General features: G+C 73.4%; 21 protein-coding genes. 12 read left to right on the top strand and 9 right to left on the bottom strand.

Translation table 11 applies throughout. The features are described 5' to 3' along the window. The first annotated feature begins 197 nt into the window (after nucleotides 1-197). Both B086_RS0115190 and B086_RS0115185 read left to right on the top strand, forming a co-directional pair. Complete coding sequence (locus tag B086_RS0115190) at nucleotides 198-425, top strand: helix-turn-helix domain-containing protein (RefSeq protein ID WP_018567271.1); 228 nt, start codon at nucleotides 198-200, stop codon at nucleotides 423-425. Nucleotides 426-511: 86 nt separating this feature from the next. Further along, entirely contained in the window at nucleotides 512-1,096 is a 585-nt protein-coding gene (locus B086_RS0115185) for a sugar O-acetyltransferase (RefSeq protein ID WP_026252450.1), read from the top strand. 39 nt (nucleotides 1,097-1,135) lie between these two features. On the opposite strand, the gene B086_RS0115180 is transcribed toward B086_RS0115185, so the two are convergent. After that, nucleotides 1,136-2,116: an Lrp/AsnC family transcriptional regulator gene (locus B086_RS0115180; RefSeq protein WP_018567269.1), complete on the bottom strand. Its 981-nt coding sequence runs from the start codon at nucleotides 2,114-2,116 to the stop codon at nucleotides 1,136-1,138. 156 nt (nucleotides 2,117-2,272) lie between these two features. On the opposite strand from B086_RS0115180, the gene B086_RS0115175 reads away from it, so the two are divergent. Beyond that, entirely contained in the window at nucleotides 2,273-2,866 is a 594-nt protein-coding gene (locus B086_RS0115175) for an NADPH-dependent FMN reductase (protein ID WP_018567268.1), read from the top strand. 56 nt (nucleotides 2,867-2,922) lie between these two features. After that, the gene (locus B086_RS0115170; RefSeq protein ID WP_018567267.1) at nucleotides 2,923-3,807 is read left to right on the top strand and encodes an MBL fold metallo-hydrolase; all 885 of its coding nucleotides are present in this window, start codon (nucleotides 2,923-2,925) and stop codon (nucleotides 3,805-3,807) included. 44 nt (nucleotides 3,808-3,851) lie between these two features. Here the strand turns inward: B086_RS0115170 and B086_RS0115165 are convergent, their stop codons facing one another. The 3 genes from B086_RS0115165 to B086_RS0115155 all read right to left on the bottom strand — a co-directional run bounded on the left by B086_RS0115165 (nucleotide 3,852) and on the right by B086_RS0115155 (nucleotide 7,955). Continuing rightward, nucleotides 3,852-4,631 carry an SDR family NAD(P)-dependent oxidoreductase gene (locus tag B086_RS0115165; protein ID WP_026252449.1) on the bottom strand — a complete coding sequence of 260 codons (780 nt, stop codon included), beginning with the start codon at nucleotides 4,629-4,631 and terminating at the stop codon, nucleotides 3,852-3,854. Between the two features lie 168 nt (nucleotides 4,632-4,799). After that, nucleotides 4,800-7,028, bottom strand: coding sequence for a protein kinase domain-containing protein (locus tag B086_RS0115160; protein WP_018567265.1), 2,229 nt, complete (start codon nucleotides 7,026-7,028; stop codon nucleotides 4,800-4,802). A 189-nt stretch (nucleotides 7,029-7,217) separates the two neighbouring features. Next, a complete protein-coding gene (locus B086_RS0115155) occupies nucleotides 7,218-7,955 on the bottom strand; it encodes a S1 family peptidase (protein WP_037873521.1) in 738 nt (245 codons plus the stop codon). 267 nt (nucleotides 7,956-8,222) lie between these two features. Here B086_RS0115155 and B086_RS0115150 point away from each other — a divergent pair, with 267 nt between their 5' ends. Then, nucleotides 8,223-8,999, top strand: coding sequence for an SDR family oxidoreductase (locus tag B086_RS0115150; protein ID WP_018567263.1), 777 nt, complete (start codon nucleotides 8,223-8,225; stop codon nucleotides 8,997-8,999). A 118-nt stretch (nucleotides 9,000-9,117) separates the two neighbouring features. Here B086_RS0115150 and B086_RS0115145 read toward each other — a convergent pair whose 3' ends face one another. Next, the gene (locus tag B086_RS0115145; protein WP_018567262.1) at nucleotides 9,118-9,993 is read right to left on the bottom strand and encodes a LysR family transcriptional regulator; all 876 of its coding nucleotides are present in this window, start codon (nucleotides 9,991-9,993) and stop codon (nucleotides 9,118-9,120) included. Between the two features lie 399 nt (nucleotides 9,994-10,392). Here B086_RS0115145 and B086_RS40055 point away from each other — a divergent pair, with 399 nt between their 5' ends. The 3 genes from B086_RS40055 to B086_RS40050 all read left to right on the top strand — a co-directional run bounded on the left by B086_RS40055 (nucleotide 10,393) and on the right by B086_RS40050 (nucleotide 13,911). Beyond that, nucleotides 10,393-12,648, top strand: coding sequence for an ATP-binding protein (locus B086_RS40055; protein ID WP_051115839.1), 2,256 nt, complete (start codon nucleotides 10,393-10,395; stop codon nucleotides 12,646-12,648). 73 nt (nucleotides 12,649-12,721) lie between these two features. Beyond that, nucleotides 12,722-13,156 carry a nuclear transport factor 2 family protein gene (locus tag B086_RS0115135; protein WP_018567261.1) on the top strand — a complete coding sequence of 145 codons (435 nt, stop codon included), beginning with the start codon at nucleotides 12,722-12,724 and terminating at the stop codon, nucleotides 13,154-13,156. Nucleotides 13,157-13,281: 125 nt separating this feature from the next. Continuing rightward, on the top strand, nucleotides 13,282-13,911 hold the full coding sequence (locus B086_RS40050) for a class I SAM-dependent methyltransferase (protein ID WP_018567260.1): 630 nt from the start codon (nucleotides 13,282-13,284) through the stop codon (nucleotides 13,909-13,911). A gap of 39 nt (nucleotides 13,912-13,950) precedes the next feature. On the opposite strand, the gene B086_RS0115125 is transcribed toward B086_RS40050, so the two are convergent. After that, nucleotides 13,951-14,268 carry a hypothetical protein gene (locus tag B086_RS0115125; protein WP_026252448.1) on the bottom strand — a complete coding sequence of 106 codons (318 nt, stop codon included), beginning with the start codon at nucleotides 14,266-14,268 and terminating at the stop codon, nucleotides 13,951-13,953. Nucleotides 14,269-14,338: 70 nt separating this feature from the next. On the opposite strand from B086_RS0115125, the gene B086_RS0115120 reads away from it, so the two are divergent. From B086_RS0115120 to B086_RS0115105, 4 genes are all read left to right on the top strand, one after another. Continuing rightward, nucleotides 14,339-15,193 (top strand): LysR family transcriptional regulator, encoded by an 855-nt coding sequence (locus B086_RS0115120; RefSeq protein WP_018567258.1) that lies wholly within the window; start codon nucleotides 14,339-14,341, stop codon nucleotides 15,191-15,193. A 77-nt stretch (nucleotides 15,194-15,270) separates the two neighbouring features. Then, a complete protein-coding gene (locus B086_RS0115115; protein ID WP_018567257.1) occupies nucleotides 15,271-15,960 on the top strand; it encodes a HEAT repeat domain-containing protein in 690 nt (229 codons plus the stop codon). Nucleotides 15,961-15,965: 5 nt separating this feature from the next. Then, entirely contained in the window at nucleotides 15,966-17,012 is a 1,047-nt protein-coding gene (locus tag B086_RS0115110) for a MerR family transcriptional regulator (RefSeq protein WP_018567256.1), read from the top strand. 136 nt (nucleotides 17,013-17,148) lie between these two features. Further along, entirely contained in the window at nucleotides 17,149-17,577 is a 429-nt protein-coding gene (locus B086_RS0115105; protein ID WP_018567255.1) for a hypothetical protein, read from the top strand. 40 nt (nucleotides 17,578-17,617) lie between these two features. Here the strand turns inward: B086_RS0115105 and B086_RS0115100 are convergent, their stop codons facing one another. The 3 genes from B086_RS0115100 to B086_RS0115090 form a co-directional block, all read right to left on the bottom strand. Then, nucleotides 17,618-18,385 carry a siderophore-interacting protein gene (locus tag B086_RS0115100; RefSeq protein WP_018567254.1) on the bottom strand — a complete coding sequence of 256 codons (768 nt, stop codon included), beginning with the start codon at nucleotides 18,383-18,385 and terminating at the stop codon, nucleotides 17,618-17,620. An 88-nt stretch (nucleotides 18,386-18,473) separates the two neighbouring features. After that, nucleotides 18,474-19,382 carry a PDR/VanB family oxidoreductase gene (locus B086_RS0115095; protein ID WP_018567253.1) on the bottom strand — a complete coding sequence of 303 codons (909 nt, stop codon included), beginning with the start codon at nucleotides 19,380-19,382 and terminating at the stop codon, nucleotides 18,474-18,476. A gap of 158 nt (nucleotides 19,383-19,540) precedes the next feature. Then, nucleotides 19,541-20,203 (bottom strand): MSMEG_1061 family FMN-dependent PPOX-type flavoprotein, encoded by a 663-nt coding sequence (locus B086_RS0115090; protein ID WP_018567252.1) that lies wholly within the window; start codon nucleotides 20,201-20,203, stop codon nucleotides 19,541-19,543. Nucleotides 20,204-20,336: the final 133 nt, after the last annotated feature.

The raw sequence follows: 20,336 nt of genomic DNA, 5'->3' as shown, positions 1-20,336 counted from the left end.
GTGTCGCTCCCTTGTTCACTTCACACCGGTTCGCTTCACAGGGGTGATACGCGGGTCCGGCTACCCCCGGCCCCGGCCGCCACACCCGATACCGCCGGTCCCTGTTGCCCCGGCCCCGGAACGGGGTAGACGACGATCACGGCCGGACACCGGCCGCGGAAGGCGACGCAGAGACGCAGAAAAAAGGGGACGAGCACATGGACAAGGGGAAGCAGATCACCGGCACGGCCCGCGCGGAACTGGCCCGTGAGATGAGGAAGCAGTACGAACACGGCATGTCCATACGGGCCATCGCCGAGGCGCACGGACGCTCGTACGGGTTCGTGCACAAGATGCTCACCGAGACGGACGTACCGCTGCGCGGCCGGGGCGGCCCCCGCCCCCACGCGCGCCCCGCCGAGTCCGGGCCCGCGCGCACGCGGTGAACCCGCCCGCGCCGGGGGCGGGATCCGGGCCGGGCGGGTGCCGAGGAGAGCGTTCGTCCGTGCCCTCCCCGGCTACGCTCGTCCGCATGCCGACCACGGACCACTTCCCGGGCGATCCGCGCACGAACCTGGAGCGCATGCGCGCGGGCGATCCCTACATCGCCGACGACCCGGAGATCGCCCGCCGCCAACAGCGCGCCGTGCGCCTGGCGTACCGCTACCAGGCCGCCTACGCCGAGGACGCGCGGGCCGCCCGGCCGCTGCTGGCCGAACTGCTCGGCTCGCTGGGGGACGGCGCGGAGGTACGGCCGCCGCTGTACGTCGACTACGGCGGCAACATCACCATCGGCGCGCGCACCTTCGTCAACTACCACCTCACCGCGCTGGACGTCGCCGCGATCACCATCGGCGACGACTGCCAGATCGGCCCCCACGTGCAACTCCTCACCCCGACGCACCCGTTGGAGCCGGGGCCCCGCCGGGACAAGCTGGAGGCCGCCAGGCCGATCACCGTCGGGGACAACGTGTGGCTGGGCGGCGGGGTGATCGTGCTGCCCGGGGTGACCATCGGTGACAACTCCGTCATCGGGGCCGGTGCGGTCGTCACCAAGGACGTCCCCGCGAACACCGTGGCCGTCGGCAACCCCGCCCGGGTCGTACGGACCCTGTGAGTCCGGCCCTGTAGTCCGGCCCGCCGGACGACCTCGTCCTCAGAAGCCGGGCCGGATCAGGCCGGTGCGCTTGGCGGTGGCCAGGACCGGGGTGGTCTCGATGGCGGTGACGTGTTCCATGGCGCCGATGGTGTCGGTGAGGAAGCGGTAGAGCGCGTCCAGGCCGGTGGTGGTGACCATGACCAGGAGGTTGGCGGGACCGGTGGTCGCGGCGGTGAAGCGGACGGCGGGTTCGCGGCTGAGCCGTTCACCGGCGGCCTGGAGGGCACTGGGCGCGACCGACAGCCACAACTGCGCCTTGGTGCGCAGGCCGAGCAGGGCCAGGTCGGTCTCGGTGACCAGGCGTACCGTGCCGTCGTCCACCAGGGCCTCCAGCCGCCGCCGGACGGTCCGCGCGGTGGTGCCGGTCCGTAGGGCGAGGGTGGCGTAGTCGGCGCGGGCGTCCTCGGTCAGCGCCCCGATCAGTGCCAGATCGGCGGCGGGCAGCGGCTCCGGCGGCGGGGAGCTGAGCGGGAACGGCCGTACTCCCAGGCGTGCGGTCTCCTCCTCGTCCAGCAGCCGGGCGCCCCAGTTGAGGGAGGCGGGGAAGACCCGCAGCACGGTGTGGGACGTCCAGCCGTGGACGGCGGCGGTGGCCGGGAGGTCGCGCAGCAGCAGCCGGTTGCGTGCCTCGGGACCGTCCAGGGAGACGATGGTGCTGATCTCGTCGCCGCCGCCGAGAATGTCGACCCAGAGGGTGTCGGTGCGCCGGGCCAAGGTGGAGGCGACCGCCCGGATGCGGTCGGGGCGGCAGCGGATGCGCAGGGCCATGGGCACCAGGTCGGGGAAGCGGATCGGGTTGCGCTCCGCGGTGGCGCGCAGTGTGCCGTCGGCGTAGAGCGGGCCGGCGCGGCGGACCACGGTGCGTTCGGAGAGGCCGAGGCAGGTGGCGACCGCCCGCCAGGAGGCACGGGGCGAAGCGATCAGCGCGGCGGCGATCCGCCGGTCCGTCTCGTCGAGATTTTGGCGCACCATCAGCATTTTACGCGGTGTGAGTGGCGTGGAAACGGCGTTCTTACGGGTATTTCTGGCGCCGTATCGGCGGTCCGCAGAGGATGGATCAGGCCGGGTCCGAGGGCCCGCGCACTACCCCTTCCCCTTTCGGGCCGCGTCCGGCCCGCGCCTCGGAGGAGCGCCATGACCCACCTCGACGTACTCGCCCTGTCCGGCAGTCTGCGCCGCGACTCCCTCAACACCACCCTTCTCCGGGAGGCCGAACGCCTCGGCCCGCGGCTGCGGTTCGACCACTTCGGCGGGCTCGGTCTCCTGCCGCACTTCAACGAGGACGAGGAGCACCCGGCACCGGCCGCCGTCGCCGAGCTGCGCCGCCGCGTCCGGGAGGCCGACGCGGTGCTGATCGCCACGCCCGAGTACAACTCCTCGTTCCCCGGCGCGCTCAAGAACGCCCTCGACTGGCTCTCCCGTCCGGCCGACGGGGAGGGTCCCGCGCTGCTGCGCAAGCCGGTCGCCGTGGTCGGCGCCTCCCCGGGCCCCTTCGGCACCGTGCGGGCGCAGTCGGCGCTGCGGCAGGTGCTGCACAAGATGAACGCCCACGTCGTGCAGCAGCCCGAGTTCCTGCTCTTCCAGGCACACCGTCAGTTCGGTGACGACGGCCGGTTCCCGGACGACTCCCCGGCCCGGGGGCTGCTGTGCGACGTCCTCGACGCCCTCACCCGGCTCGTCGAGGACGAGGCACACCTGCGCAGCCGTACGGAGGCGACCGTCCGCTGACCGCGGCGAAACCGACAGCCCCGAGAGCCCACCGTGGAGAAGGAGAGTGTTTGATCATGCAACTGGGAACCCTCGACCAGCAGTCCGCCGTCCGGTCACTCGTGCTGGGTGAGGTGCGGATGACCTATGTCGTGGACGGTGCGATGGCCATGCTGCCGTCCGGCTTCTTCCCCGGCTTCCCCGCGGACCACTGGGACCGGCATCCCGAACTCCTGGACGCTCAGGGGAGGTTGCCCATGTCGGCGGGCGGTCTGCTGGTCGAGCGGGACGGCCGCCGCCTGCTGATCGACGCCGGTCTGGGGCCCGTACGCGGGCCGGTGCATGTCTCCGGCGACCTGGTGGGGCACAGTGACAGCGGGGCGCTCCTCGCGACACTGGCCGCGCTCGGACACACCCCCGAGGACATCGAGGCGGTCGCCTTCACCCATCTGCACGTCGACCACACCGGGTGGGCGTTCACCCCGGAGAAGACCTTTCCCCGGGCCCGGTACCTGGTCGCCGCCCGGGAATGGACCCCGCACGGCTGCGGTACGACGGTGCCGGGCGCCCCGGCGGCCGACGTACTCACCCGTATCGGTGCCGAACACACACCCTTCGACGACGGCGAGGAGGTCTTTCCCGGTGTGCGCGCGCTGGTCACACCCGGGCACTCCTCGGGACACACCTGCTACGTGATATCCGCCGGGAGCGAGCGGGTGATCGTCCTCGGGGACGTGTTCCACACACCGGCGCAGCTGACGCACCCCGACTGGCCCTCACGGCCCGACCTGGACGGGGCCGGAGTACGGGCCGCCCGCGAGCGCCTCACCGCGGAGCTCGGACAGCCGGGCACGATCGGCTTCGCCTTCCACTTCGGCGACCAGGTGTTCGGGCGTCTGACCGGCACCGGCTGGACGCCGGTCCCGGCGCCGGCGCTCCTTCCGGCGCCGCGGGCGGTGTGAGAGGCACGCCCCGCCCCCGCTCCCCGCCCGGCCGAGGGTCCGCGTCAGTAGTAGATGACTCCCTTGACCCCGCCGCTCGGGATGACCGGATCGCCGTTGAGGGCCACACTGAGCGGGCTCGCCAGGAAGGCGACGACAGCCGCGACCTCTTCGGGGTCCACGATCCGCTCGATCGAGATCGTCGCGGCGACCTGCTGCTCCAGTTCCTCCCGGCCGCAGCCCAGGTCGGCAGCCCGGCGCCCGAGGTTGTCCAGGTACGTCCGGGTCCGTGTGGGGCCGGGGTGCACCGAGACGACGTTGACCCCGGACGGCCCGAGTTCGTCCGCCAGGTTCTTCGTCAGGGCGGCCACGGCGGCGTTGCGGATCGAGCCGGTCACCGACCCGGTCTGGCGCGACGCCAGTCCGCCGATGTTGATGATCCGGCCCCAGCCTCGTTGCGACATTTCCGGAGCGAAAGCGCGGGCACATCGCAGGTAGCCGCGGACCTTGACGTTGATCTCGGATTCGAGATCCTCTTCCGGGAAGGCCCCGGGGTTGGTCCTGGCGGCGTTGTTCACCAGGATGTCCACGCCGCCGAGCCGGTCCCGCACCTCGCCCGCCATGTCCGCCACCGACGCGTCGGCTCCGGTGTCGGCCGCGACTCCGATCACCTCGGCACCGGTCTCCTCAGCGAGGATCCTCGCCCGTTCCTCGACGTCGGCGGCGGTTCTGGCGACGAGGGCGACCGACGCCCCCTCTGCGGCGAGAGCCCGTCCGACGGCGTATCCGATACCCCGGCTTCCGCCGGTGATCACGGCCCGTCGGCCTGCGAGTTGGAGATCCATGGCACCTCTTGTCCTGATTCCCGAGCACGGGCGGGCACGAGTGGTCCACTGGGCCACGTCGCCCCGCCCGGCATACCGTGACCAGCAGTCAAGCTGATCACCCGGAACCATCACAAGTGCGAAGGGCCGCAACGAATCGGGGCCCGGAAAAGTTCGGCCCCCACCGGGTCAGCCGACCCTGACCGGCTTCCGTCCGGGGTGGGCCGGGTCGAGGGTGAAGACGGTGCCGTCCAAGGCCGCCAGGACCAGGGCTCCCCCGTTGAACCACACGGGGGGCAGTGGCCCGGTGTCCAGGACCTCCGCGCGTGCCGACGACTCCCACAGCAGGGTGCCGCGCGCCGTGTCGAGGGCGGCCACCCGGCCGCTGCCCCCGGCCAGGTACACCGTGCGCCCGGTCGGGTCCACCGAGGCCGGGCCGGGTGTCTCCACGGACGTGTGGGTCTGCCACAGCCGGGCTCCCGTCGTCGGGGAGACGGCGGTGACCAGGCCGCTGGAGGTGGCGAAGTAGAGCGTGCCGTGCGTCAGGACGGGGGGACTGCCCCGGTACCGCTCGGGCAGTGGGACCGAGGTGGGCTCGGCGGTGCGCGGGTCGACGAGCACGATCCGGGTGTAGATCATGTCGGGGCTGTTGGTCACGGGGCGTTCGTCCGTCTCCGCGAAGAGCAGCCTGCCGTCCAGCATGCCGACGAAACTCCTCCACTGGGCCGGGGAGGACAGGGTGCGCGCGGAGCCGTCGGCCGGATCGACGACGAAGAACTTCGTGGTGCGGGCCTTCCCCTCCTGGGGGGTGCACTCCACGTAGGGGCGGTCGTCGACGGCGAGCGGCAGGCAGTCGTACCCCTCGGGCAGGGGGATCCGGCGGCGTACGGTGCCGTCTTGCGCGGAGCGTACGGTCACCGTGCTGCTGTCGCCCTCCTGCGTCAGCGTCGCCCCGGCCGCGTAGATCGAGCCCAGGCTCTCGGTGCGTACCGGGTGGGACCAGAGGCGCTCGCCGCTCGCCGCGTCGAGCGCGGAGACGGCCTGCGACACGCCCCGGCCGCCCTCGTCGGTGACCGACAGCTCGACGAGCACCACGCCTTCGTGCGTGCCGAGGACCGTCGTGACGTACCGCTCGGTCGGGACCCCGGCGGGTGCGATGCCGGCACGCCAGAGGGTGCGCCCGGTGGTGGCATCGATCCGTTCCGGCAGGAGGGCGGCCCCGGCGCAGTAGAGGGCGCCGCCGGCCGCCACGCACGACGGTGACCTGATGCCCTCGTAGCCGGGCGCCTTTCGCACGCCCTTCTCCGCGGGCGCGGCCGCGGTCGTCTGCCACGGCTTCCACCCGGCGGGGAGGGTGCCCCAGCGGCTGGGCGGCGAGGACGCGGCGGCCTTCTCGGACTGCGTCACATCGCTGCCGTCGTCACCGCGCATGCCCACCACGAACCAGCCGCTCAGGCCCACGGCCAGCACGCCCGTCGCGGCCAGCAGCACCCGCGTTCCGCGCCGGCGGGGGCGGCGGGTGACGGCCGTGGTGTGCGGGGCGGACGCGGTGCCGGGCCAGGTCGGGGGCAGCCGCAGCGTCATGGTCCCCGAGTCGCCCGGCTCCGGCTCGGGCAGGGCGCTCGCGAACTCCCGGGCCAGTTCGTCGGGTCCGGGCCGGTCGGCGGGCTCCTTGGCCAGGCAGTGCTCCAGCACGGCGCGCACGGGTCCGGTCACACCGTCCAGGGCGGGCTGGTGGTGGACCACCCGGTAGCCGGTCAGGTAGGGGCTGTCGGCGTCGAAGGGGCCGCGCCCGGTGACGCAGTACACCAGCAGCGCGCCGAGCGAGAAGATGTCCGAGGCCGGGCCGACCGTGCGCGCGTCGGTGAACTGCTCCGGGGACATGAAGGGCGGGGTGCCGATGACCTGCCCGGTCTCGGTGAGGGTGTGGTGGCTCTCGGCCGCCCGGGAGATGCCGAAGTCGATGACCCGGGGGCCGTCCTCGGCCATCAGGACGTTGGCCGGCTTCAGGTCGCGGTGCACCACCCCGGCCCGGTGTATGTCCCGCAGCGCCTCCACCAGGCCGAGCGCCAGGGGCCGCAGCTCGGACACGCGCAGCGGGCCGCCGTCGCGGATCCGGGCGGCGAGCGACTCGCCGGGCACGTACTGGGTGGCCATCCAGGGCGGGTCCGCCTCCGGGTCGGCGTCCACCACAGCCGCCGTGAAGGCGCCGCTCACCCGGCGGGCGGCGTCGATCTCGTGCCGGAACCGGGCGCGGAAGACGGGGTCCTGGGCGTGCTTGGCGTGCACGACCTTGAGGGCGACCTCGCGTCCGGAGCGCGATCTGCCCCGGTAGACCATGCCCATGCCGCCCGCCCCGAGCCGGTCGAGCAGCCGGTAGCCGCCGATGGATCTCGGGTCCTCCTTGTGCAGCGGCACGCGCCCCCCTCGGTCACCCAGCAGTTCCGCGCACCAGGATACGGAACGCGAATCCGCCCCGCGGCACGCCCTCGGGGGTACGGACAGTCCTTCGCAGAAGCGTCACACACCGGAATCGCGACCGGCACCGGGACCGGAACCGGTCGTCCCGGGCGGGCGGGACCGTACGGGAACGGGCCCGGCAGGCGGCTACTTCCCGACGACCGAGCGGATCCAGGCGAGTTCCCCGGCGATCCCGCCCGCCTCGGCGATCCGCTCGCGGTCGGAGCCGTCGAAGACGCCGAGGAGGGTCTCGGTGCCGCGCGGGCCGACGCTCATCACCGGGCCGCCGGAGTCGCCCCCGGCCGGGATGCCGGACACCTTCTCCATGCAGAAGTCGGAGCCGCCCGGGGCGGTGAAGCCCGCGCACCGGGGGTCGTCGGGCCGTACGACCCGGAGGTCGGACTGCTTGAGCACGGGGGACTGACAGGCGTTCTCGTCCCCGGTGCAGGTGGCGCCCCATCCGTACTGCCGCACGGTCTGCCCCACCCGGACCGGGGCCGTGGCCAGGCGCGCCGTGGGGATCTTCATCGGCGGGACCTTGATCAGCATCATGTCGGCACGGGCGCTCCCGGCACGCCTGCCGGGCAGCGGGCGGACCGTGGTGCCCTTGCGCATGTCGAGGCTGCCGACGCGGAACGAGATCCGCTTGTCGGCGACGGGCTGCCCCTGCTCGAAGAAGCAGTGCGACGCGCTGAGGATCCACTGCGGCGCCACCGCCGTCCCGGTGCACGCCGGACGGCCGTCCACGAGCATGCGTACCGCCCACGGCCCGTAGCCGCTCCTCGCGCCCCCGATGACGGCGGAGGCGGGCCCGGCCAGCGCGAACGACCCGGCCAGCAGCAGTGACAACGCCAAGAGCAGCACACGTGCTTGTCGCACCCTCATCCGGAACGGCCCTTCTCGTCGCTGGCACGGGCGGTACGTCTGTGGAGATGCGTCACCGCACCGATGCGTTCCCTTGTGCGCGCCCGGATCGAGGCCCAGGAACAGGAAGAGGAAGAGGAAGAGGAACAGGAGGAGGAATAGGAATCACCTATACCGTCCGCTGCTGTTTCGTCTTTGTCTCTCGTTCCGCTACGGACCTACGGTGGAACGGCTCGGTTGTTCTCCGCCGGGCCGACGGCTTACATAGAACGAGAAGGATGATGAATCATGACCGGTGTCGAGAGCGGCTCGGAAAAGCGGGAACTCGCCGGAAAGCGAGCGCTGGTGACGGGCGGTACGCGCGGGATCGGGGCGGCCGTCGTGCGCCGGCTGCTGGACGCCGGTGCCGACGTGCTCACGACCGCGAGGTCGGCGACGGGTACGGCGCCGGAGGGTGCCGCCTTCGTGGCGGCGGACGTACGGACCCGGACCGGGGCGCAGGCGCTCGCCTCGGCCGCGCGGGAGGTGCTCGGCGGGGTGGACATCCTGGTCCACAACGCGGGCGGGGCGCGGCCGCACCTGAGCGCCTCGGCCATCCCCGAGGAGGAGTGGCAGGACGCGCTGGACCTGAACTACCTGGCCGCGGTGCGGTTGGACGCGCTGCTGACGCCGGGGATGCGGGAGCGGCGCCAGGGGCGGATCGTGCACATCTCCTCGGCCGCGGTCCTCACCCCGGCCGGTCCCTTCCTGCACTACTCGGCGGCGAAGGCGGCGCTGGAGAACTACAGCCGGGGGCTGGCCCTGGAGCTGGCCCCGTCCGGAGTCCGGGTCAACACCGTGAGTCCCGGCCGGGTCACCACCCCCGGCGGCGAGGCGACGCGTGAGCAGTGGGCGCTGCTGAACACCGGACCGGCCCAGGTCAACGCGGACGACGTGCCGCCGCTGGGGCGCGACGGCCGGCCCGAGGACATCGCGGACGCGGTGCTGTTCCTCGTGTCCGAGCGGGCGAGCTGGCTGACCGGGAGCAAGCTCGTCGTGGACGGAGGTGAATTCCCCAGGGGGTGAATTCACCGAGAGGTGATTTCATAGAGGGGTGATCTTATAGAGGGGTGATTTCGTAGAGGGGTGAATTCACCGAGAGGCCGGTTCATCAGGAGGCGGACTCCCGGACGACCCCGGATCATCACTCTCCCGGGAAATCCTCCTCGCGCAGGAGTTCCAACAGGGCCTTCTCCCCCGGGCCGGCGCCCTGCCGGAGTACGGCGATGACGGGCTGGGACACGGCCGGGGACAGCCGGCGGACGAGGTGTTCGTGGCCGGGCGGCACCGCGGAGGCCGGGACGAGTGCCACCCCGAGGCCGTGGGCGGCCCAGCGCACGGCCGTCGCCGCCTGGGAGACCCGGGCGGCGGTGACCGGGGTCAGGCCGTGGTCGCGCAGTACGTTCACCAGGACGCCGTCCAGCGCGCTGTCACGGCCGAACCTCACCCACTGCTCGCCCTCCAGCGCGCGCAGTCCGACCCGGTCCCCGGCGAGCAGGCGGTGCCCGGCGCCCAGCACCACGACGAACTCCTCGTCGCCGAGGTGGTGGGCGTCGGCCGGGGTCGCGTCGCAGGCCGCCATCAGGGCCAGGTCCAGTACGTCGCGGCGGCCCAGCCGGTCCATCTCGGCGGCGCCGGGCTCCTCGAAGACGGTGACCTCCAGGCGCGGGAAGCGGCGGCGCAGTCTGGCCAGCGCCCGCGGGAGCTGCCGGGTGCCGAAGCCCATCTGCACCGCGACCATCAGCTCGCCCACCAGCTCGTCGGCACCGGCCCGCGCGGTCGCGCGCGCCCGGCGTGATGCGTTCACCGCGACCTCCGCCTCCCGCAGGAACGCGCGGCCGACCACGGTGGGCACCAGTCCGCTCGGTGTGCGGTCGAAGAGCTCCACCCCGAGTTCCCGTTCCAGGCCCCGGATCTGCTGGGACACCGACGGCTGGGCGACGCGCAGCACCTCGGCGGCGGCCGTCACCGAGCCCTCCGCCGCCACGGCCAACGCGTACTCGAACTGACGAAGGCTCATCGGTGTCCTTCTCCTCTCCCTGGCGGGACCCCGGTCCCACGGTCCCGCGGTCCGTCCCGTCGTGCGGCCCAGCAGGGCAACCCGGCCGGCCCGGCGGTGATTCCCGGGTGCGCGGCAGGGCCCGGCACCCGAGCGCGCGGGCGGCCCGCCGCCGGACACCGCCACCGTCGCGGACCGGACCTGCTCCGAGGCGTGGCCGGCGGCTCCGCCGTCCGAGGCCGTGGGGCAGATCGCGCGGCAGTTCGGCGGGCCGCCCACGCCCGTGCCTGCCGGTGCCGGTTCACCAGCTGAGACGGCATCTGTGGTGTCCGATCCAGAACTGCTAGGTTCATACGGTTCCGAAGCGACGAGATCCGGCCGGGGCAGGCGTGGCGGGGGCCCGTCGCCGGGGATGTGGGTATGGACGAGAACACATTCGGCGGGCTGCTGCGCGAGGCGCGGCAGCGGGCACTGCTCACCCTGGAGAGCCTGGCCGAGGCGTCGGGTGTGAGTGTCCGGGCCATCAGCGACATGGAGCGCGGGCGGAGCCTGCCGCGCCAGGCCACGCTGGGCGAACTGCTGGACGCGCTGCGGCTGGAGGAGGGCGAGCGGCGGCGCCTGGTGCGCGCGGCCACCCGGCACTCCCGGCGGGTCCCGCGGCAACTGCCGCCCGATCTCGCGGTCTTCCGCGGCCGGGAGCAGGCGCTCGCGGCCGTCCGCGGGTTCACCTCGCACATGGCCGGGCGCGGCGGGCACGTCGTCATCTCCGCGATCGGCGGCATGGCCGGGGTCGGCAAGACCACGCTGGCGGTGCACTGGGCGCACGAGGCGGCGGAACGGTTCCCGGACGGCCAGCTCTACGTCAATCTGCGGGGTTTCGACGCCGACGGGCAGCCCCTGGACCCGGGGGAGGCGCTCGGTGGCTTCCTGCGCGCGCTGGACGTGCCCGGCGAGGACATCCCGTCCGGCGCCGAGCGGCGCAGCGCCCTGTTCCGGGAGCGGGCGGCCGCGCTGCGGCTGATCGTGGTCCTGGACAACGCGCGGGACGCGGACCAGGTCAGGCCGCTGCTCCCGGGCTCGGCGGGATGTCTGACGATCATCACCTCGCGCGATAGGCTGCCCGGTCTCGCGGCGGCGGAGGGCGCCTCGCTGGTCAGCCTGGACGTATGGAGCCGGGAGGAGGCCGTGACGGCGCTGGCGGCCCGGATCGGCGAGGAGCGGTGCGCGGCGGAGCCCGCGGCCGCCGCCGAGCTGGTCGAGCTGTGCGGCTGCCTGCCGCTGGCGGTCGCCGTCGTCGGCGCCCAGCTCAGCACGGTGCCCGGGATGCCGCTGCGGGTGGGCGTGCGGGAACTGCGGGAGACCCGGCCGCGGCTGGACGCCCTGTCGGTCGACGACGGCCGGGTGGACGTCCGTGCCGTGTTCTCCTGGTCCTACCGGGCGCTCGGCGCCGGGACGGCACGGTTCTTCCGGTACCTCTGCGTCCACCCCGGCCCGGCCGTCTCCGCCGAGGCAGCCGCCTCGCTGGCGGGCGTCGGGGAGGCGCAGGGCCTGCGCTGTCTGCGGGAGCTGACCGCGGCCAGCCTGCTCACCCGGGACACGGACGGCTGCTACGTGCTGCACGATCTCGTACGGGACTACGGCACCGAGCTGTTCGCACAGGAGAAGGACGACCGGCTCGGCGCCGAGACGCGGCTGCTGGACTATCTGCGGCACAACGCCCACGGTGCCAACCGGTTCGTCTGGCGCTTCCCCTCCCGGCCGGCCGGGACCCCGGTGCCGGGTGTGGCGCGTGTCGAGACCGGCGACCGCGAGGAGGCGCTGGAGTGGTACCGCCGGGAGGAGTCCACCGCCGACGCCGCTCTGCGCGCCTTCCACGACCCGCGGCTGCTGCGCCACCGCCTCGACCTCACGCTGGAGTGGGTGGCCTACAACTCGGTCACCGGGCGCTGGGCTGAGGAGATCGCCGCCTGCCGCACCGCGCTCGACGCCGCCCTCACCCTCGACGATCCGGTCGGCGTCGCACGGACCGGAGCGAACCTGTCGCGTGCGCTCGTCGAGCAGGGCGACCTCGACGAGGCCGGTGAACTGCTCGGCGTGATCCTGGGCCAGCTTCCCCGGCTGCCCCTGGACGAGCAGCTCCAGGCCGAGCGGCACGCCAGCCGGATACGCCACTACGAGCAGCGCTACGACGAGGGCCTGCGGCACGCCCGCAACAGCCTGGCCCTCGCCCGGAGCCTCGGCCAGCCCTACGAGGTCGCGCGGGCGCTCGCCATCGTGGCGTACTTCCTCTGTGTGTCCGGCGATCCGAAGGAGGCCGTCGCGACCTGCGAGGAGGTGCTTCCGCTGCTGCGGGAGACCGGGAACCGCCATGACGAGGCGGCGACCTGGAGGCACATGGGGCACGCCCGGCAGCGCGCGGGCGACCTCACCGCGGCGATCGCGCACTACGGCACGGCGCTCGGTATCTACCAGGAAGTCCTCGACGACTACAACGTGGCCGATGTGCTCGACCACCTCGCCACCGCGGAGCTGGAGCAGGGGAACGTCGCGCGGGCGCGGGCGAACTGGTACCGGGCCGCGGAGCTGTTCACCGCGCTGCGCGCCGTGCGCGCCGACGAGACCCGGGCCAAGGCGGAGGCCGCGGCGGCGCGGCCGGACGCGCGCCCCGGCGAGTGAGGCGAGTGAGGTGTGCCCGCCCGCCGGTCCGCGTACGGAACCGACGGGCACCAGGCCACGTAGTCTCATACGTATGCACGCGACCACGGACACACACGCCATCACCAACCTGATCGCCTCCTACGCGGAGCGGGTCGACACCGGAGACTTCGCCGGGGTCGGGGAACTGTTCGCCGACGCCGTGTTCGTCGGGAGCGGCGCACCGGTCCGGGGCGGTGAGGCCGTGGCGAAGATGCTCCGCGACTCGGTGATCCTCTACGAGGACGGCACGCCCCGGACCCACCACGCCACGAGCAACGTCGCCGTCGAGGTCGACGGGGAGGCCGGCACCGCCACCGCGCGCGCCTACGTGACCGTGTTCCAGAGCCTGCCCGACTTCCCGTTGCAGCCCGTGGCCGCGGGGCGCTACCACGACCGCTTCGAGCGCCGCGACGGCGAGTGGCGGTTCGTGGAGCGGCGGGTGCGGATCCATCTGGTGGGTGATGTGAGCCGCCATCTGCGCGGCTGACCGGGAGCGGGCCGGGTGCACCGTGCGGGACGTCCCGTTCGTGGGAAGACCGGGAACGGAATCAGCCGCTTGAAAGGGTCTCCGGCATCACGGACGAGCAACGCGTACGGGAATTCCTCGAACGGGTGGTGGCCGACAACGCCGCCGCCTCCGCCGGGGTCTCCACCTCTTCGGGTGTCCGCCTGGGGCTGTACACCGCGATGGCGGGCGCGGGGCCGCTCACCTCGGACGAACTGGCCGCGAGGACGGGGCTGGTCGAGCGCTGCGTCCGGGAGTGGCTGCCCGCCCTGGAAGGCGTCGAGGCCAAGCTCAGGGACGGTGCCTCGGTCGCCGACGTGGGCTGCGGGTTCGGCCGTTCGACCGTACTCATGGCCACGGCGTTCCCGCGGTCCCGCTTCCACGGGTTCGACTTCCACGGGCCCTCCGTCGAAGCGGCTCGGAAGCCGGCCGAGGAGGCGGGCGTCGCCGACCGCGTGACGTTCGAGGTGGCCGCCGCGCACGAGTTCCCCGGCGGCGGCTACGACCTCGTGACGTTCTTCGACTGCCTCCACGACCTCGGCGGCTTCCACGCGGAGATCGTCCGCAGCGGCGGCAACGAGATCCTCTCCCGCCTCTACGACCAGCTCCGCGACCGGCAGTTGCGCATGGGTGTGGCCGTCATGCACTCCCATCCCGACCGGATCGCCAAGACGAGACGCTCACCAACCGCGTGTACGACGTGCGGCGCTGAGCCGGACCGGACCGGACGGGCCTGACCCGGCCTGGCCGGGTCAGGTCAGGTCGGCCGGGTCAGGTCAGGTCAGGGGTTCGTGGTTCGCCCAGGCGACCTTGTACGAGTACCGGGCCCGCCAGCGGGCGATGACCTCGTGCAGACCGGGGGCGGCGAACACCTTCGCCAGTGTGTCGGTGTCGGTCACCGCGACCTGCACGACGACGGTGGCGATCAGCGCGGGGATGGCCTCCTCGCCCGGCACGGGGAGGTGCCGCCGGGCCGCGACCGAGCGTACGAGACCGGAGTCGAGCAGTGCCCGTTCGATGTCCGTGAGGTATTGATCGAGGGTGGCGTCGGGCAGGGGCTCGTCGAAGGACACGAGCATCGTGTGGTGAATCATGCGACGATTCTCGGCGGCTCGCCCCGCCGGTGTCCAAGACCGGTTCGGCATGCGGCGATAACCTGGCGGAATGGCTGAACTGGAGACCCGCGAGCTGGAGCACTTCGTCACGCTCGCCGATGAACTGCACTTCGGCCGGGCCGCCGCCCGGCTGTCGATCGCCCAGCCGGCGCTGTCGAAGACGATCCGGCGGATCGAGTCCCGACTGGGTGTGCAGTTGTTCCTGCGTTCCAGCCGGCATGTCGAACTCACCCCGGCCGGCGAGGCGTTGCAGGAGCACGGGCGGCACGCGCTCAACGCGGTCGGTGCCGCCGTCCGGCGGGCCCGGCGTGCCGGGGACACCCGGGAGCGGCTGAGGCTCGTGCTCAAACCCGGCGGCGACGCCGGGCTGCTGTCCGCGATCCTCGCCCGGTACGCCCTGCGGCCCGACGCCCACCAGGTGGACATCCTGTTCAGCGGGCCCGCCGACCGCGCCGACTTCCTGCGCGACGGCCGCGCCGACGCGGGACTGCTCTACGCCCCCTTCGACCCGCTCGACGGCCTGGCGCACGAGACGCTGCACACCGAGGACCGTGTGGCCGTCGTGCCGTCCGGCCACCGCCTGGCCGGGCGTGCCTCGGTGCGCACGGCCGAGCTGGCCGAGGAGACGCTGCCGCGCTGGAAGGGGGTGCCCGGGGGCGACGGCACCGGTCCCGAGGTCGCCGACGTGGTGCAGCTGTTCCAGATGATCGCGGTCGGCCGGACGGTCGGGATGCTGCCGCGCTCACTGGTCGTACCGGCTCCGGCCGGTCTCGTCTGCGTCCCCGTGGCCGACGCCCCGCCCAGCCGTCTCGTGCTCGCCTGGAACGAGCGGGACCGGCGTCCGCTGCTCGCGTCGTTCGTGGCCGCCGCGCTGGAGGCCCGGCCGGCGGGCGAGGACGGTTAGCGTGACCGGGTGACCGGAGGCCGCTTGACCTTGACACCGTGGCAGGGTCTTCACTGCGGGACCAGGAGGTGGTCCCGATGACCGGGGTGGACGGGATGGACGGGGTGGACGACGTCACGGACGTGGCGCGCGTGCTGCGCGGGCTGACGAACGGCGACGCGTCGGTGCGGCTGCGGACCGCGCTGGCGGCGGGTACGGACCCGGATCCGCGCTACGTCGACGGGCTCGTCGACCGGTGCGCGGTCGAGCCCGAGCTGTTCGTACGGGACATGCTGACCTGGGCGCTCACCCGGCACCCGGTGTCGGTGACGCTGCCCCGGCTCCTCGGTGAACTCCGCTCGGTGCGGGCGCGGGCACGGAGCCAGTCGCTGCACACCCTGTCCAAGATCGGGGACCGGCGGGCCTGGCCGTCGATCACCCGGGCGCTGCTGACCGACGCCGACGACGAGGTGGCCCGGTGCGCCTGGCGGGCGGCGGTCGTGCTGGCCCCCGAGGACGAGGTGCCCACGCTCGCCGGTGTGCTGGTGACCCAGCTCGGACGCGGCGGACGGGAGACGCGGCTGAGTCTGAGCCGGGCGCTGATCGCGCTCGGCGCGGACGTCGTCGTACCGGTGCTGCGCGGTGCGGCACGGCACTCCGACCCCCGGGTGTGTGCGCACGCGGTCGGCACGGAACGGCTGTTGCGCGACCCGGACGCCGGGTTCGAGTTCGCGATCGAGGAGGCGAAGCGCGTCGTGGCGCTGGGACCGACCGGCCGGGAGGAGTGATACGTGTGCTGATCGGTGAGGTGGCACGGCGCTCCGGGGTCAGTGCCCGCATGCTCAGGCACTACGAGTCGCTGGGCCTGGTGCGGCCGTCGGTGCGCACCGGGTCCGGCTACCGGGAGTACTCCGCCGAGGACATCCGGCGGATCTTCCATGTCGAGAGCCTGCGGTCGCTGGGGCTGTCGCTGCGCGAGGTCGCGCGGGCGCTGGACGATCCGGGTTTCCGGCCGTCGGCGCTCGTCGACGACCTCGTCCGGCAGACGCGGGCCCGCATCGCGGAGGAGACGGCGCTGCTCACCCGGCTCCGGCGGATCGGCGCGGCGGACCCGGACGACTGGGAGGACGTCCTCCAGACCGTCGCGCTGCTGCACGCCCTGGGCTCGGAGAGCGCCGGGAGGCGCCAGCGCGCGGCCCTGTCCTCGGCCGGGCAGGATCCGGTGCCGGTGGAGGCGCTGGTGGAGGCCGTACTGCACGAGACGGACCCGAATGCCGCCGGTGCGCTGCGGTGGGCGCTGGCGCGGGCGGGCGGTCAGGCGGCGGCTCTGCTGGCGGACGGGCTCGCCTCGCCCGTGGCCGAGGTGCGCGAACGAGCCGTCCTGGCCCTCGCCGAGATCCCGGGCGACGAGGCGACCGCGCTGCTACGGAGCGCCTTGGGCGAGGCCGGGGGCGAGCCCGAGGAGGGATACGGCGGTGGATGCGGTGCCGGATCCGTGGTCGCCCGGCACGCGGCGCTGGCGCTCGGCGTACGGGGGGTGGCCGCGGCCGTCCCGGTGCTCGTCGACATGGTCGTCCGGGGGACGAACGACGTCGACGCGGCCGATGCGCTCAGCGCGCTGGCCGGTGATCCGGACCTGGCGGAGGAGATCGCCGCCGGGCTCGCCGGCCGCCTCGCCCGCGGTTCCCTCACGGCGCACGGGCGGCACGCCGTGGCCCAGGCGCTCGCGGGCATCGAGGGGGCCACCTCCTCCCGTGCCCTCGCGGAACTGGCCCGGGACGAGGACCGCGCCGTCGCACTCACCGCGTCGTATGTCCTCCGGTTGCGCGGGTCACGTTGAGATCCCTTCACCCCGGCATCACACCGTTTGGCCGGTTTCGCGCTGTTCCGGGCGCGCGGCGCTCCTGAATGCTGAGGGCGCCGGCCGTGTCTCACGGCCGGCTTTCCCACACCCCCTCACAGAAGAGGTACGTCCCGTGCGCGCATCACTCCGGACCGGGCTCATCGCGGGCGCCGCCGCCCTCACCGTACTGACGACGACGACCGCGGCGGGCGCGGCCACGACGGCGGCCCCCCGCTCACCGCTGGGCTATGTCCAGCGGTGCACCAACCTGGGCAACGGCGACCTCTGCATCGACGTCACCGGCGGGGTGGGCCAGACCGGCCGCATCGGTGTCGGCTACTGGAAGCACGCGGGCGACATCGTCCACGTACGCCTCGGCTGGCAGAACACCACGGGCGGCGGCGCGAACTACAGCAAGACCGTCCACGGACCGCTCTTCGCCGGTGACGACACCGGCACGGAGGTGTGGACCACCTATCTCGCCGCCGGATGTGTCTACCCGCTCATCGATGTCATCGAGCAGTACACGATGAAGGGCAAGGAAGTCTGCGTACCCGCCTAGCCGTGCGGGATGCCTGCCGGGCAGGGTCAGCCGGGCGGGGTCAGCCGGGGCTGGAGCGGCCGTGGCGCCAGTAGCCCTGGAAGGCTATGCGGGTCCTCGGGACGCCCCGGTCGCGGGTGAGGTGTCTGCGCAGACCGGTGGCGAGGCCGGACTCGCCCGCGACCCAGGTGTAGAAGGGGCCGTCGGGCAGCGGCGCGGAGCTGACCGCGTCGAGGGCGAGGCGGCCGGGGAGGGCGGTGGAGCCGTCGCGGGGCAGCCAGTGGACCCGGGCGCCCGCGGGGGCGGTGAGGTCCGTGCGGATGTCCGCGCTCCCGGGTACCTCCAGATAGACGTCCGCCTCCAGGGCGGCGGGCGCGTCCTCCAGGATGGCGAGGACGGCGGGTACGGCGCTCTCGTCGGCGACGAGCAACTGGCGCCGGGTGCCGGGCGGGGGCAGATAGGTCAGGCCCATGTCGAAGACGCCCGCCGGGTCGCCTGGCCGGGCCGCCAGCGCCCAGGCGCAGGCGGGGGTGGAGCCGTGCAGGGCGAACTCGATGTCCAGCTCGGCGAGTTCGGGGCGGACCCGGCGGACGGTGTAGTTGCGCACCCAGGGCCTGCGGGACTTGGGCAGGAGCAGGACCTGCGCCATCCACGCCTCGCTGGAGAGGGTGGGCATCGTGAGGGTGTCCTGGCCCGCGCGGGGGAAGAACAGCCGGACGGCCTGGTCGAAGCCGGACGGCACCAGGTGTTCGAGCTGGGGTCCGCCGAGGGTGACGGTGACGAAGTGCGGGGTGGTCCGGGCGGTCCGGCGGACCTCCAGCGTGATCATGCGCCGGGACGTGGGTGACTGCACCTTGGGCAGCATGCTGTGCGGGGTGCCTTTCGCAGGTCGGGAACGGGCAGAGGCCGAGAACGGGTCAGAGGTCGAGGACGAGCCGGGGCGTCAGCGCGCGGGATACACATGTGTACATGCGGCCCCGTTCGGCGCCGATGTCGTCGCGGTGTTCCGGCTCGCCGTCCAGGACGGTGACCTCGCAGCTGCCGCAGACACCTTCGCGGCAGCCGGAGGGCAGCGGGTGCCCGGCGTCGGCGAGGGCGTCCAGCAGTGAGGTCCCGGCCGGTACGGCGACGGTGTCACCCGAGCGTGCGCAGTGCGCCTCGAAGGCCGTGCCGGGGCCGAAGGCGCGCTCCGTCGGCTGGAACCGCTCGGTGTGCAGCCGGTCGGCGGGGAACGCCGCGTCGGCGGCGGCGAGCATGGGCGCGGGCCCGCAGCAGTGGACGTGGGTGTCCGGGTCCAGCGCGGCGGCGAGCGCGGTGAGGTCCGGGCGGCCCTGCCGCTCGGTCTCCACGACACGCACCCGGTCGCCGTGGGCGCGGCGCAGTTCGTCCACGAAGGGCATGGTGCGCGCGGACCGGCCCGTGTACAGCAGGGTCGCCGGGCGTCCGGCGGCCCTCGCCGCGCGCAGCATCGGCAGCAGCGGGGTGATGCCGATGCCTCCGGCGAGGAACAGATGCGCCGGGGCCGGGACGAGCGGGAAGTGGTTGCGCGGCGCGGAGACGGCGAGGGGGCGGCCGGTGCGCAGGAAGCGGTGGACGTACTCCGAGCCGCCCCGGCTGAGCGGGTCGTGGCGGACGGCCACGCGGTAGGTGTCCCGGTCGGCGGGGTCTCCGCACAGCGAGTACGGGCGGGTCAGCCAGTTGGGCAGCTCCAGGTCGATGTGGGCGCCGGGCTCCCAGGGCGCGAGGTGTCCGTCGCGGGCGCGCAGGGTGAGGGCGACGACGTCCTGGGCGACGGGTTCGATGTGTTCGACGACGGTCTGTTGCACGGTGTTCCCTCGGTCTGTCGCGCGGTGTTCCCTCGGTCGGGCGGTGGGTCTGGTCGGCCGGGTGGTGGGTCTGGCCGGTCAGGTGGTGGGTCTGGCCGGCCGGGCGGTGGGTCTGGCCGGCCGGGCGGTGGGTCTGGCCGGCCGGGCGGTGGGTCCGGTCAGTAGAGACTGCGGTACGCGTCCTCCAGGGACCGCTCGACCAGCGCCGGGTCGACCCCGCCCCCGAACTGCGCGGCGACGATCTCGCCGACCGGGGGCAGCTCCTCGGCCAGCGCCTGGCTCGCGGGGTCCCACAGCCGGGAGCGGACCAGCGCCCGCCCGCAGTGGAAGTACACCTCGGCGACCTCGACGACGATCGCCAGCTCGGGCCGTTTCGCCTCGGTGCGCATGCGGACCAGGACGTCGGGTTCGTCGGTGACGTACGCGCTGCCGTTGACGCGCAGGACCTCGCGGACGCCGGGGACCAGGAAGCAGAGTCCGATGCCGTCGTTCTCGGCGAGGTTGCGGAACGAGTCGGCCATCTTGTTGCCGGGGCGGTCGGGGAGGGCGAGGGTGTGCGCGTCGAGGACCTTCACGAAGCCGGGGTAGTCGCCGCGGGGCGAGGAGTCGGCGCGTCCGGCCGCGTCCGCCGTGGCCATCGCCAGGAACGGCGAGTGGGCGATGAAGCAGTGGGCGTACCGGTCGATGCGGTCCTTCACCTTCGCCTCGATCCGCGGCTCGGGCGGCCCGAGGCGGGCCCGCACCTCCTGTGGGGAGACCTGGCGGAATCGGCGGCGCGCGGGGGCGGACGGCAGGGCGGCCGAGGTCGTCGTGGGGGTCATGGCACCTTCCTTCGGCGCGGCGAGGGTGGCGGCGCGCGAGCCGGACGTCAGCGATCTGTCGCCGCATCACCGCAGTTCATGACACTATTGTGAGCAATTACTCAGGTCGTGCGCTACTCGCTTTCACGGCCCG

Origin of the sequence: Streptomyces sp. PsTaAH-124, from assembly GCF_000373685.1 — a bacterium.
GTDB classification, from domain to species: Bacteria; Actinomycetota; Actinomycetes; order Streptomycetales; family Streptomycetaceae; genus Streptomyces; species Streptomyces andamanensis.
Note: the sequence above shows the minus strand (reverse complement) of the source record. Positions and strands in the feature narration are given on the sequence as shown.

Coding starts and splice junctions, on each gene's coding strand:
- B086_RS0115190 (WP_018567271.1), top strand. CDS start 198: ATGGACAAGGGGAAGCAGATCACCGGCACGGCCCGCGCGGAACTGGCC.
- B086_RS0115185 (WP_026252450.1), top strand. CDS start 512: ATGCCGACCACGGACCACTTCCCGGGCGATCCGCGCACGAACCTGGAG.
- B086_RS0115180 (WP_018567269.1), bottom strand. CDS start 2,116: ATGCTGATGGTGCGCCAAAATCTCGACGAGACGGACCGGCGGATCGCC.
- B086_RS0115175 (WP_018567268.1), top strand. CDS start 2,273: ATGACCCACCTCGACGTACTCGCCCTGTCCGGCAGTCTGCGCCGCGAC.
- B086_RS0115170 (WP_018567267.1), top strand. CDS start 2,923: ATGCAACTGGGAACCCTCGACCAGCAGTCCGCCGTCCGGTCACTCGTG.
- B086_RS0115165 (WP_026252449.1), bottom strand. CDS start 4,631: ATGGATCTCCAACTCGCAGGCCGACGGGCCGTGATCACCGGCGGAAGC.
- B086_RS0115155 (WP_037873521.1), bottom strand. CDS start 7,955: ATGAGGGTGCGACAAGCACGTGTGCTGCTCTTGGCGTTGTCACTGCTG.
- B086_RS0115150 (WP_018567263.1), top strand. CDS start 8,223: ATGACCGGTGTCGAGAGCGGCTCGGAAAAGCGGGAACTCGCCGGAAAG.
- B086_RS0115145 (WP_018567262.1), bottom strand. CDS start 9,993: ATGAGCCTTCGTCAGTTCGAGTACGCGTTGGCCGTGGCGGCGGAGGGC.
- B086_RS40055 (WP_051115839.1), top strand. CDS start 10,393: ATGGACGAGAACACATTCGGCGGGCTGCTGCGCGAGGCGCGGCAGCGG.
- B086_RS0115135 (WP_018567261.1), top strand. CDS start 12,722: ATGCACGCGACCACGGACACACACGCCATCACCAACCTGATCGCCTCC.
- B086_RS0115125 (WP_026252448.1), bottom strand. CDS start 14,268: ATGATTCACCACACGATGCTCGTGTCCTTCGACGAGCCCCTGCCCGAC.
- B086_RS0115120 (WP_018567258.1), top strand. CDS start 14,339: ATGGCTGAACTGGAGACCCGCGAGCTGGAGCACTTCGTCACGCTCGCC.
- B086_RS0115115 (WP_018567257.1), top strand. CDS start 15,271: ATGACCGGGGTGGACGGGATGGACGGGGTGGACGACGTCACGGACGTG.
- B086_RS0115100 (WP_018567254.1), bottom strand. CDS start 18,385: ATGATCACGCTGGAGGTCCGCCGGACCGCCCGGACCACCCCGCACTTC.
- B086_RS0115090 (WP_018567252.1), bottom strand. CDS start 20,203: ATGACCCCCACGACGACCTCGGCCGCCCTGCCGTCCGCCCCCGCGCGC.